This window comes from Brenneria sp. L3-3C-1 (assembly GCF_016456245.1).
GTDB lineage: Bacteria > Pseudomonadota > Gammaproteobacteria > Enterobacterales > Enterobacteriaceae > Brenneria.
Genome location: NZ_JAEMHF010000015.1, coordinates 36421 through 48988 on the forward strand (window position 1 = coordinate 36421; position 12568 = coordinate 48988).

The 12568-nt window shown below is 53.9% G+C and carries 10 protein-coding genes and 1 pseudogene; 5 read left to right on the top strand and 6 right to left on the bottom strand.

What is annotated here, in order from left to right:
* Window positions 1–50: 50 nt before the first annotated feature.
* Both JG725_RS19370 and idnO read right to left on the bottom strand, forming a co-directional pair.
* A complete protein-coding gene (locus JG725_RS19370) occupies window positions 51–578 on the bottom strand; it encodes a gluconokinase (RefSeq protein WP_172291738.1) in 528 nt (175 codons plus the stop codon).
* A gap of 34 nt (window positions 579–612) precedes the next feature.
* The gene (gene idnO / locus JG725_RS19375) at window positions 613–1377 is read right to left on the bottom strand and encodes a gluconate 5-dehydrogenase (protein WP_199379510.1); all 765 of its coding nucleotides are present in this window, start codon (window positions 1375–1377) and stop codon (window positions 613–615) included.
* Window positions 1378–2170: 793 nt separating this feature from the next.
* On the opposite strand from idnO, the gene edd reads away from it, so the two are divergent.
* Complete coding sequence (gene edd / locus JG725_RS19380) at window positions 2171–3982, top strand: phosphogluconate dehydratase (RefSeq protein ID WP_199379512.1); 1812 nt, start codon at window positions 2171–2173, stop codon at window positions 3980–3982.
* A 41-nt stretch (window positions 3983–4023) separates the two neighbouring features.
* On the opposite strand, the gene JG725_RS19385 is transcribed toward edd, so the two are convergent.
* The gene (locus tag JG725_RS19385) at window positions 4024–5220 is read right to left on the bottom strand and encodes a NupC/NupG family nucleoside CNT transporter (protein WP_172291741.1); all 1197 of its coding nucleotides are present in this window, start codon (window positions 5218–5220) and stop codon (window positions 4024–4026) included.
* Window positions 5221–5455: 235 nt separating this feature from the next.
* Here JG725_RS19385 and JG725_RS19390 point away from each other — a divergent pair, with 235 nt between their 5' ends.
* On the top strand, window positions 5456–6421 hold the full coding sequence (locus JG725_RS19390) for an aldo/keto reductase (RefSeq protein WP_199379514.1): 966 nt from the start codon (window positions 5456–5458) through the stop codon (window positions 6419–6421).
* A gap of 65 nt (window positions 6422–6486) precedes the next feature.
* Here JG725_RS19390 and galR read toward each other — a convergent pair whose 3' ends face one another.
* Complete coding sequence (gene galR, locus JG725_RS19395; protein ID WP_172291743.1) at window positions 6487–7497, bottom strand: HTH-type transcriptional regulator GalR; 1011 nt, start codon at window positions 7495–7497, stop codon at window positions 6487–6489.
* 131 nt (window positions 7498–7628) lie between these two features.
* On the opposite strand from galR, the gene galT reads away from it, so the two are divergent.
* Window positions 7629–8672, top strand: a complete 1044-nt coding sequence (gene galT / locus JG725_RS19400; RefSeq protein ID WP_199379518.1) for a galactose-1-phosphate uridylyltransferase — start codon at window positions 7629–7631, stop codon at window positions 8670–8672.
* A gap of 8 nt (window positions 8673–8680) precedes the next feature.
* Entirely contained in the window at window positions 8681–9844 is a 1164-nt protein-coding gene (gene galK / locus JG725_RS19405; RefSeq protein ID WP_199379516.1) for a galactokinase, read from the top strand.
* A 62-nt stretch (window positions 9845–9906) separates the two neighbouring features.
* Here galK and mgtE read toward each other — a convergent pair whose 3' ends face one another.
* Together mgtE and JG725_RS19415 are read right to left on the bottom strand one after the other, a co-directional pair.
* A complete protein-coding gene (mgtE, locus tag JG725_RS19410; RefSeq protein WP_172291745.1) occupies window positions 9907–11331 on the bottom strand; it encodes a magnesium transporter in 1425 nt (474 codons plus the stop codon).
* Window positions 11332–11708: 377 nt separating this feature from the next.
* Complete coding sequence (locus tag JG725_RS19415) at window positions 11709–11924, bottom strand: YfgG family protein (protein ID WP_172291746.1); 216 nt, start codon at window positions 11922–11924, stop codon at window positions 11709–11711.
* A 534-nt stretch (window positions 11925–12458) separates the two neighbouring features.
* On the opposite strand from JG725_RS19415, the pseudogene JG725_RS19420 reads away from it, so the two are divergent.
* Window positions 12459–12568: pseudogene (locus tag JG725_RS19420) on the top strand (type VI secretion system tube protein Hcp); the annotation flags it as partial.

The following is a 12568-nucleotide window of genomic DNA, read 5'->3' on the forward strand; positions in this document are numbered from 1 at the left end:
CGGCATGGGTAAAGCGTAGCGTTATCGCGCGCGATCGAACCGGTGTCCGGTCAGGCGCATTGCGGCGTCAGTTCCTGATGCAGTGCGCCGATGCAGCGGTTGACCACGCCGTCGAATGATGTGGAGATATCAATCGGGATCACGTCGGTTTCCTGCGTATCGGGGGACTCTAGCGCGGCAAACTGACTTTTCAGCAGGCTTTCCGGCATAAAATGACCCACGCGCTGTTGCATACGATTTAATACCAGTTGGTAGTCGCCGTTCAGCCACAGGAAGATCAGATTGCCGCTCCCGGTTCTCAGCCGGTCGCGGTAGCGCTTTTTCAATGCGGAGCAGACCAGAAAGCCGGTTTCGTTTTTTTGCTGTAGGCTATAGGCCACATCGCTCAGGCGTTCAAGCCAGGGCTGCCGATCGTCGTCGTTTAATGGACGGCCGGAGGCCATTTTCTGAATGTTGGCGCGCGGGTGCAGGTCATCTCCGTCGATGAATTTGGCGTTGAGGCGGCTGGCTAACGCTTCGCCGACACTGGATTTCCCGGTGCCGGATACGCCCATGATAATAATGCATTTACCGGACATAATATCCCCTTTCAGAGTCAGTTGGCGGTGTTCGTCACACCGCGACCAGCATGCCGCCGTCAACGAACAGCAGGTGCCCGTTGACAAAGTCTGATGCTTTGGATGAGAGGTAGACGGCCGCGCCGATTAACTCTTCCGGATCGCCCCAGCGGGCGGCGGGAGTGCGTTTGCATAACCAGTCGGTAAACGCCTGGTCATCCACCAAGGCTTTGGTCATGTCGGTTTTAAAATAGCCGGGGGCGATACCGTTGACCTGAATGTTATAACGCGCAAGTTCCACACACATGCCGCGGGTCAGCATTTTTACCGCGCCTTTGGAGGCGGCATACGGGGTGATGGTGTCCCGGCCTAGTTCGCTCTGCATGGAACAGATATTGATGATTTTTCCGCGCTGACGTTTGACCATATATCGCGACACGGCTTGGGAAACCAAAAACACCGATTTTTGATTAACATTAATCACGTCATCCCACTCTTTTTCCGGAAACTCGGTAAACGGATGGCGGCGCTGGATCCCGGCGTTATTAATTAATACATCAATGGCGCCGATATTTTCTTCAATATGGTGAATCGATTCCTGAACAGCATCATGGTCGGTAACATCAAATGCCGCCGCATAGGCTTGAAAACCCGCAGCGCGTAATTGCCCAACGGCTTTCTCCGCGCGTTCAGCGGTAATGTCATTAACGATAATCTCCGCGCCAAATTCAGATAAACCTTTAGCCAGCAGAAAACCGATGCCTTGTGCGGAACCTGTAATCAGCACTTTCTTGTGGGACAGTGAAAAAATATTTTTCATAAATAATTCCTGATGGCTGCCTTCTAATGTTTTTATAAAAGGTCGTTATATTTCCTGGCGTCATTGACGACGGAGATAATAAATAATCGATCGCTTCTCTCGGCCATACTGAAAAATAACAGAATGGTTTTTTTAATGTATTCCGCTCGGCGCAATAACGACATATCAGCGTAAATGACGTGGGGCTATGAAACCGTTTTATGCCGGGTAAAACTGTGATGAAGATCACTTTAAACTATGTTACTGCAAGCTGTTACAGATTACGTGACGTCCATCCGCCCAATATTGGAGGGTATCCGTCCGATGGCGGAAGGGAATCGTAGGGGAAATGCGGAAATTAAAATTTAATTATATGATATTTATGGTGATTATTTTTTACTTTGGCGTCGCCGCTGCTTTTTTAGTTACCGGTAACATCATGCCTGTTCGCCCGCCGGGTTTTGAGCAAAAGCGCGGTTTTACGCTGCGAGTAAGGTGCTGAATCTCATCATCACGATGAAATGTCGAAGCGATCACGTTACCGGTAACATTTTTTGTTAACATCATTTAAAATGCGTTAAGATGGCGTCAGAAAATTTAATACCGCCGCAGCTTGTTATTAAATTTTTACCAACACACGCTTCTGTTTTTTTAATTAACAGGGGAGGGGGGTGTTTTATTCAGAAAGGGCGCATTCAGTGTGGAAAAAATAACATCCTCCATGCTCGCGGGTGACGTGTCGTCGTTCCCCTTATGCCGTTCTTGATGGCGCTTTTCATTACAGGTCAACGTTGACTCAGACCCAGGAGGCAGTATGAACCCGGTTGTATTACAGGTCACACAGCAGATTATTGCACGTTCAGCCGCCTCGCGCCGGGCCTATCTTAAGCGGATCGATGCCGCCAGGGACAGTAAGGTGCATCGTTCGCAGCTGGCCTGCGGTAATCTGGCGCACGGTTTTGCCGCCTGCACGCCGGATGATAAAGCGGCGCTCAAAAATATGGTTCACAGCGACATTGCGATTATCACCGCCTATAACGATATGCTTTCCGCTCACCAGCCTTACGAAAACTACCCTGAGCGGCTAAAAGCGGCCTTGCGTAAGGTAGGCGCGGTGGGGCAGGTCGCCGGGGGCGTTCCCGCCATGTGCGACGGCATCACCCAGGGGCAGGATGGCATGGAGCTGTCGCTGATGAGCCGCGATGTGATCGCCATGTCCGCGGCGGTAGGGCTGTCGCACAACATGTTTGACGGCGCGTTGTATCTCGGCATCTGTGACAAAATTGTGCCCGGTTTACTGATGGCGGCGCTGTCGTTCGGTCATCTGCCGGCGGTGTTCGTTCCCGCCGGGCCGATGAGCAGCGGTCTGTCCAATAAGGAAAAAGTGCGGATAAGGCAGCTTTATGCCGAGGGCAAGGTCGATCGTCAGGCGTTGCTGGAGTCTGAAGCCGCGTCCTATCATGGCATTGGAACCTGTACGTTTTATGGGACGGCTAATTCCAACCAGATGGTGATGGAAGTAATGGGGCTGCATTTGCCCGGCGCTTCGTTTGTGCATCCCGACACACCGTTGCGTCAGGCGCTGAATGACGCGGCGGCCCGCCAGATCGTCCGCATGACCGAGGGCGCCGGGCGCTATCTGCCGATTGGTCATCTGCTAAACGAGCAGGTGATTGTCAATGGCATCGTGGCGTTGCTGGCCAGCGGAGGATCGACGAACCTCACCATGCATATGGTCGCCATCGCCCGGGCGGCCGGTATTATCATCAACTGGGATGACTTTTCACGGTTGTCCGAGGTGGTGCCGCAGCTGTGTCGAATTTATCCGAACGGGCCGGCGGATATTAACCATTTCCAGGCCGCCGGCGGCGTATCGCTGTTGGTGCGCGAATTGTTACGCAGCGGTCTGTTGCATGAGGATGTGGAAACGGTCGTCGGACGGGGATTACAGCGTTATATCCAGGAACCCCATCTTACGGACGAAGGTCTACAGTGGCGAGTCGGCCCTGAAACGTCGCTGGATCCTGCGGTGATTGCCGCGACCGGCCAGCCTTATGCGCCGCACGGCGGATTGAAAGTCTTGTCCGGCAATTTAGGCCGGGCGGTGATGAAAACCTCGGCGGTGCCGGATGACGCATTGATCGTTGAAGCGCCGGCGGTGGTGTTTGACAGCCAGCATGATGTCGGCGCGGCGTTTGAAGCCGGCGAGCTTGATAAAGACTGTGTCGTGGTGGTGCGCTATCAGGGACCGCAGGCGATAGGTATGCCGGAGTTGCATAAATTGATGCCCCCGCTTGGCGTGCTGATGGATAAGGGATTCCGCGTGGCGCTGGTGACCGATGGCCGCCTGTCGGGCGCATCGGGGAAAGTGCCGTCGGCGATACATGTTACGCCGGAAGCCTGCGACGGCGGTGTGCTGGCGAAAGTCCGTACCGGCGACAGAGTGCGCGTTGACGGGCGTCGGGGAGAAATCGCGTTGCTGATTGATGATGCGGAGTTGGCGCGCCGCGCCGCGCAACCTTACGATTTAACGCCCTATCATCAGGGATGCGGAAGAGAACTGTTTACCGCACTACGCGAGCGGCTTTCCGGCGCGGAGCAGGGCGCCTGCTGCATTCCGTTTTGAAGGTAAAACCGGGAACACGCCGTTCCCGGTTTATCAGCCTGTTACAGCACCAGTCCGGCAATGGACGCGGAAAGAATACTCACCAGCGTTGAGCCATACACCAGCTTCAGCCCGAAGCGGGAAACCACGTTACCCTGATGCTCATTCAGACCCTTGATGGCGCCGGCAATGATGCCGATAGAGGAGAAGTTGGCGAAAGACACCAGGAATACCGACAGGATCCCCACGCTGCGCGGTGAAAGCTCGGCGGCAACCTTTTGCAGTTCCAGCATGGCGACAAATTCGTTGGAAACCAGTTTGGTCGCCATAATGCTGCCCACCTGCAATGCCTCATGGGAGGGGATTCCCATAATCCAGGCGAAAGGATAGAACGCGTAGCCGAGGATCTCCTGAAAGCTGACGCCAAAAATCGCGCTGAAGATGGCGTTGATGGCGGCAATCAATGCGATGAAACCAATCAGCATGGCGGCGACGATGACCGCCACCTTAAAGCCCGCCAGAATATATTCTCCCAGCATTTCAAAGAAGCTTTGGCCTTCATGCAGATTACCGAGCTGCAATTCAGGCTCGTCGCTTACTTTGTAAGGGTTGATAAGCGACAGCACGATAAAGGTGCTGAACATGTTCAATATCAGGGCGGCGACCACAAATTTGGCGTCCAGCATCGACATATAGGCGCCGACGATGGACATGGAAACGGTCGACATCGCGGTAGCCGCCATGGTGTACATGCGTTTCTCGGACATTTTGCCGAGGATATCTTTGTAGGCGATAAAGTTTTCAGACTGGCCGAGGATCAGTGAACTGACGGCGTTAAACGACTCCAGTTTACCCATACCGTTAACTTTGGAAAGCACCGTACCCACCAGACGGATGACGATCGGCAATACCTTGATGTACTGCAAAATCCCGATCAGCGCGGAAATAAACACGATGGGGCAGAGCACTTTAAAAAAGAAAGAAATCAGGTTTTTCTCGCTATTGACCATATCGCCAAAGACAAAGTCCGTCCCCTGACCGGCGAACCCGAGCAGTTTGTCAAACAGCGTCGCTACTCCTGTGACCGCACCCAACCCGATATTCGAGTAGAGGAAAAAATAGGCAAGCAGGATTTCAATCACCAACAGTTGAATAATAAAGCGGATACGGATGCTTTTACGGTCGCGGCAGATAACTAGCGCCAGTGCGATAACAACGACTAGCGCCAATACGAATTGCGCGATGTGGGAAAGGGACATGTGTGCTCCAAATTTGAGGCAGGCCAAGTTTTCCACGTCATTCTATGTAACGCGTACACTAAAAATGAGAGGAAGAACGCAAAAACGTAATTATATCGTGAGAAAATGCCTAAACTAAACAGTGCGTCTTGTTATCTCTACACTTTTATCCATTCATTATTTTGATATCAGTGGCTAACGGCGATATTTTCATCGATTGGCAGCATATGGCTGTGTAACAAAAGGAGAGTGAGTTATGCCCGCGTCTGAATCTGTCCGTGAATTGGGTCGCTCAGGGATCAAGGTTCCTTTGTTGACCTTCGGTGGCAATGTGTTTGGCTGGACCATCGACCAGCCCGCTTCTTTTAGCATTCTTGATGCTTTGCTGGAGCATCGGCTGAATTTTATTGATACCGCGGACGTCTATTCCACCTGGGTTCCCGGCAATAAAGGCGGTGAATCTGAAACCATTATCGGCAACTGGCTGAAAAAAACCGGCCGGCGCGACAAGGTGATTATCGCCACCAAAGTCGGTAAGGACATGGGCGACAACAAGACAGGGCTGTCGGCGCGCTATATCCGTCAGGCGGTGGAAGCGTCGTTGCAACGTTTGCAAACGGATTATATCGATCTTTATCAGTCGCATGATGATGATAAAGAGACGCCGCTGGAAGAAACGCTGGCGACATTTGACGCCCTGATTAAAGAGGGGAAAGTTCGCGCGATCGGCGCATCGAACTACGATGCGCCGCGGCTGGCGCAGGCGCTTAAAGTCAGCGCGGATAACCACCTGGCGCGTTATGAAACCCTGCAACCCGAATACAACCTGTATGACCGGCAGGGCTATGAAGCTGAACTGGAGCCGTTGGCGCGTGAGCAGGGCCTTGGCGTGATTAACTACTATTCGCTGGCGAGCGGGTTTTTATCCGGCAAATACCGCCAGCCTGCCGATGCCTCAAAAAGCGCGCGCGGTCAGGGGGTGGTCAAACAGTATCTGAATGAGCGGGGTAAAACGATACTTGAAGCGCTGGACAGTATCGCCAACATTCATCAGGCCACGCAATCGCAGGTCGCGCTGGCGTGGTTGATTGCCCGGCCGGGCATCACCGCCCCTATCGCCAGCGCCACGTCATTGGAGCAGGTAAATCAATTGGCTGACGCGACGCGACTGATACTGCCGCCGGAAGATATTGAATTGCTGAATAAAGCCAGCGCGTATTAGACGCCGGCGTTGAATGCCGAGCGTGATGCACGTTGATTGTAATCGTTTTCACAAAGCGGGGATCGTCACGTCTTGTGGGCAGGCGGACTGACGGAGTGGCGGCGAACCAGCGTCGGGCTGAACATATTGGTCGTTTCTTTTAACGGCTTACCGTGAGACAGCGCGATTGCCAGTTCGGCCGCCTGCATCGCCATCGCCGCCACCGGGTAACGCACCGTGGTCAGACGCGGCCGCAGATAGCGGGCGATCAACACATCATCAAACCCCACCACCGACATATCCTGCGGGACATTAATGCTGTTATCGCTGAGTACCGACAGCGCGCCCGCCGCCATCGGATCGTTGTAACAGACGACGGCGGTGAGGCCGCCGTTGCGCGTCAGCAATTCGGTCATGGCCGATTCGCCGCCGACTTCATCCGGGGAGCCTCGGGCAATCCGCCGCGCATCAACCGGCAGGCCGTGCTCAGTCAGCGCATCCTTATAGCCCTGCAACCGATCGAAAGCGTCGGAAATCGGGTGATTCGAACAGAGAAAACCAATCTTCCGATGGCCTTCCTGAATCAAATGGCGGGTAGCCAGCCAGGCGCCGTAGCGGTCGTCCAGCGCCACGCAGCGGGTTTCATAGCCCGGCAGCATGCGGTTGATCAACACCATGTCTGGAATGTGGCTCATCAACACGGCCAACTCCTGATCTGAAATCACTTTGGCGTGCACCACCAACCCGGCGCAGCGGTGACGGATTAACTGCTCAATGGCTTTCTTTTCTTGCTCGGCATGGTGATAACCGTTGCCGATGAGCAGGAAGTTGCCCGTCGCCTGAGCGATTTGCTCCACCGATTTTACCATCGCGCCAAAGAAAGGATCGGAGACATCGGCAACCACCAGACCCAGCGTTTCGGCGCCCTGATGGGCAAGCGCTCTGGCGTTGGCGTTAGGATGATACTGCAATTCAGCCATGGCTTTATGCACAGCTTCCCGTGAGGCCTTGCCGGCTTTGGGCGAATCATTGATTACCCGTGAAACCGTTGCAACTGATACGCCCGACAGACGAGCGACATCCTTTATTGTAGCCATGTAGGGTTCCTGAAAACGGCTTATGTGATCGGTATCAACAGCAAGGATAACGTCGCACTTTCCAAAAGTCATCCTGCGGTTTAAATTGAGGGTAATCGGTTACACTTATCGGGCGAGCGGAACAAATGACCTTGATATCCTTTAACCCAACAGAGCACCCGCATCGCCGTTTCAACCCCCTGAAAGGCGAATGGGTGCTGGTTTCCCCGCATCGGGCCAGGCGTCCGTGGCAAGGTCAGCAGGAGGAACCGGCGCGCGGCACGCCGCCATCCTATGATCCAGGCTGTTATCTGTGCGCCGGAAATACGCGCATTTCCGGTGATGTGAATCCGCCGTACCCGGGAACTTTTGTGTTCACCAATGACTTTTCGGCGCTGATGGAAGATACCCCGACTGTATCAACCGGTGACGACCCGCTGTTTCGCAGACAAAGCGCCAGAGGCGTCAGCCGCGTGATCTGCTTTTCGCCAGATCACGGCAAAACGCTGCCTGAACTCTCGCTGCCCGCGTTGAAATCGGTGATTGATGCCTGGAGCGAGCAGACAGCGGATTTGGGGGCGCGCTATCCCTGGGTACAGGTTTTTGAAAATAAAGGCGCCATGATGGGATGTTCTAATCCACATCCGCACGGGCAGGTCTGGGCCAACGACTTTTTACCCAACGAAGCGCAGCGTGAAGATCGGGAACAGCGTCTTTATTTCGAACGCTACGCCGCGCCGTTGCTGCTGGATTATGTGCGGCGTGAGCAGGCGGACGGCAGCCGGTCGGTAGTGGAAACCGCACACTGGCTGGCGGTGGTGCCCTATTGGGCATCCTGGCCGTTTGAAACCCTGCTGTTGCCGAAGTTTGCCGTACGGCGGTTGCCGCAGTTGAGCGAGCCTCAGCGTAAGGATTTGGCGCTGGCGTTGAAAAAACTCACCAGCCGTTACGACAACCTGTTTCAGTGTTCGTTTCCCTATTCCATGGGCTGGCACGGCGCGCCATTTAACGGAGAGGCGAATCCCCACTGGCAATTGCATGCCCATTTTTATCCGCCGCTATTGCGTTCCGCCAGCGTGCGTAAGTTTATGGTCGGTTACGAAATGTTGGCGGAAGCCCAGCGCGATCTGACGGCGGAACAGGCCGCGGAACGTCTGCGTGCCGTCAGCGATATCCATTTTCGAGAGCAAATGTGAGGCATGTGATGAGCCGTATTGATTCTCTGCGCCAGGCTGCCGAGTCGATCTTTAAGCATGAGTTTGGCTACGCGCCGGAGGCAATGATTCAGGCGCCTGGGCGGGTGAACCTGATCGGCGAACATACCGACTATAACGATGGTTTTGTCTTACCCTGCGCCATTGATTATCAGACGGTGATCGGCGCGGCTGTCCGGCAGGACAGCCTGGTACGGGTGGTGGCGGCCACCGTTGATAACCAGCAGGATACGTTTGATCTGACGACGGCGATTGCGCCGCACCCTGAATACCGCTGGGCAAACTATGTGCGGGGCACGATAAAATGTTTGCAGGCGCGCGGATTGCCGCTCAGCGGTATGGATATGGTGATTTTGGGCAATGTGCCGTCGGGCGCGGGGTTAAGCTCCTCAGCTTCCCTCGAGGTGGCTATCGGGCAAACGTTCAAGACGCTAAATCACCTGGATATCAGCCCGCTGACGCTGGCGCTTGTCGGCCAGCAGGCAGAGAACGAGTTTGTCGGTTGTAGCTGCGGCATCATGGATCAATTTATTGCGGCGCAGGGGCAGTCAGGACATGCGTTATTGATCGACTGCCGCTCGCTGGAAGGTCGGGCGGTTCGTATGCCGGACGGGTTCGATCTTCTGATTGTTAATTCCAATGTGCGCCGTGGGTTGGTGGACAGCGAGTATAATACCCGCCGTCGGCAGTGTGAGGCGGCGGCGCGTCATTTTGGCGTTAAGGCGCTGCGCGATGTTTCCTTATCGCAATTCGAAGCCGGCGCGACCGGGTTGGATCCGCTGGTCGCCCGCCGTGCCCGCCATGTGATCGCCGAAAACCGCCGTACGCTGGATGCCGCTGACGCTCTGGCGCGGCAGGATGTCAAACGGCTGTTTACCCTGATGGCCGAGTCACATGTATCAATGCGTGACGACTTTGCGATCACGGTTGCACCGATTGATACGCTGGTGGATCTGATCCAGACATATGTGGGTGAGCAGGGCGGCGCCAGAATGACCGGGGGCGGTTTCGGCGGTTGCGTGGTTTCGCTGGTGCCTGCGGCGATGACCGGCGAGATTTGCCGGATGCTGGAGCGTGAATACCCGGCGCGCACCGGCTTGCCGCCGTCCATCCACCTGTGCCGTCCGTCCGACGGGGCTGGCCGACTGACCTGATTCACCGCCTGTTTCTTCGTCAATTTGGCGGGGCGATAGCGATAATGTGGCGGAGCCGGCGATCAAGGCAGCAGAAATAGCGTCGCCAAGCCGAGAAAGATAAAAAATCCGCCGGTATCGGTGATGGCGGTAATCATCACGCTGGAGCCGATAGCGGGATCGCGACCGAACTTTACCATCACCAGCGGGATCAGCACCCCCATCAGCGCCGCCAGCAGCAGGTTCAGCAGAATAGCCAACATCATGACGCCGCCCATCTCGGCGCTGCCATAGAGCGCGAAAGTGATCAGCCCCATGACGCTGCCCCATATCAAACCATTGAACAGCGCGACCCCCAGTTCTTTTAACAGCAGATAGGATTTCCTGCCGTGTTCCAACTGATGCAGCGCCAGGGCGCGCACAATCATGGTAATCGTCTGATTGCCGGTATTGCCGCCAATTCCCGCCACGATAGGCATCAAGGTAGCCAGCGCCACCAGGTGTGACAGCGTGTTTTCGAACAGGCCGATAACGCGTGACGCCACCAGCGCGGTGCACAGATTGATCGCCAACCAGGACCAGCGGTTACGCACGGCCTTGTAGACCGGCGCATACACATCTTCAGAGGGCGTTAGCCCGCCGGAACGACGCATGTGGCTGTCGCTCTCTTTATTAACGACATTCACGATATCTTCCACCGTCAGGCGACCCATTAGTTTCCCTTTGCTATCCACTACCGCGGCGGAGATCAAGTTATAACGTTCAAAAGCACCTGCGGCGTCCGTGACCTGGCCCTCAGGCTGAAATGTGGCGGGCTGTTTATCCATAATGGCGGAGACCGGGGTTCCCGGCGCGTTAAGCAAGATATTCGCCAGCGACAGCTCCCCAATCAGCATATTTTTGCGATCGGTGACGAACAGTTTATCGGTGGAGTCTGGAATGACTTTTCGATAGCGCAGATAACGTTGGACGGCGGCAAGCGTGACGTCCTCCCGGATGGTGATAAGTTTGAAATCCATGATGTGGCCGACGCAATCTTCGTCATAATTGATCGCTCCGCGTAACTGCGCCCGCTGTTTCGGTTCCAGCGATGTCAGTATTCGGCCCAGCAGATGACGAGGCAGCAGGCGTGAAAGCTGGGCCTGCTCATCAACATCCAATACGCGGACGGCCTTCAGGATCTCTCTATTCGGCATATCGTCGATGAGATCGCCGGAGATGCTGTCGGAGGCTTCGATCAGCACGCGTCCGCGTTGGTCTATGGGGATCAGCCGCCAGAGCGCCAGACGTTCATCATGCGGCAGAGACTCCAGCAAATCGGCGAGGTCGGCAGCGTGCAGTTCGGTGATTAACTGGCTGATTTCAGCCGTCTGGTCGAGCAGCGCTTTTTTGTCTGTATCGCTGTCGCGCGGCTGCGCGTTCAGGATATCAGCAACCAGTTCCTTGTTTTCTAAAAGTAAAAAAGAAATACGACGTCTCAGAGCGGTGAGTTTGTTTGCATTCGACATGGGTTTCTTATGCTCGGTGTATTTTTTAATAGTGGCTTGATCTCGCGTATCTCATCACATACGGACAATCAGTCAATTAAACGAACTGAGAATATAGCCAATAGATTTCCAGGTAAGGGAAGCCAATCCCGGCAATCTGAGCGATGACAGGTATCAACGTAGCGCGAAATCAGTGAATTAAGAATAGGACGATTAGCCGATCGACGCCCTAAGCGACGCTGGATAATTCAAGCGCTGGCGATTATCTGGCGAAAGAAGCGGAAGGAATAGAGCATAAACGAAAGCGTTTACCATGAATAAACGGTACGACGAAGCAAAGATTATCGCATTTGCGGCGATATCAGATATCAGAAAGAAAGTGAGTCAGGCTGCTGGCGCTATTCTTTTTTGTTGATTAGCACATCTGAGCTAGCAAGGGGTTGTTCGATACGCTGTTGCTGTTTGTCCTGATGATGGGCAAACGCGCTGATGGTGGAGTAGGCGAAACGACCTAAGAGGATAATAAAGCTGATTAATAAAACGGCACGGGCAATGCGTGAACTACTTCGTCGCGGGCGCATTGATATTCGTCGTTTATGGGTAAGCGTGGACATTACCGGAAAATCTCCTGTGAAAGCGAACATTCGCTGTTGTTTATTTAGGCACAAGCATTGATGGAGGTCAATCTGTCGGGGTGAAAAAAGATTAAATGCCGGACGGTTTTCGCATTCCCGCGATTAGTTTGATTTCATTTTCCAGTAAATTGCGCACTAGGTGCGGGCTACGGGGAAGCCGCGCAAGCTGACCGGCTTGATGTGAATGTTTTAGTGTGGATATTTTCATTATTCATCGTCAATACCTTTCAAAAAGACCACCCCCTCATATATCTAACTCAAACTTTCAGAATAAATGCAAAATCTGCGCAACTTCTTGCTCACTTTCCAGCATAAATCACTTTTTGCGCAATGTTTGCAAACGATATGGGAAGTCTGCGCAACTTTTTGCTCAAATTTGACTTAGGGAAAATTTGATTTAAGGCAATTTCCTTAAAAAACAAAAAGATAAAGTTTGGCATGGTCATTGCTATACGAGCCGGTGCAATCAAGCACCTGTTCAATCAATGTTTTTAATCAACAAGGAGCAAGACCATGCCAACCCCATGTTATATCAGCATCGAAGGGAAAACTCAGGGCAATATCACCGCCGGCGCCTTCACCTCTGACTCTGTCGGCAACATCTACGTGCAGGGCCACGAAGA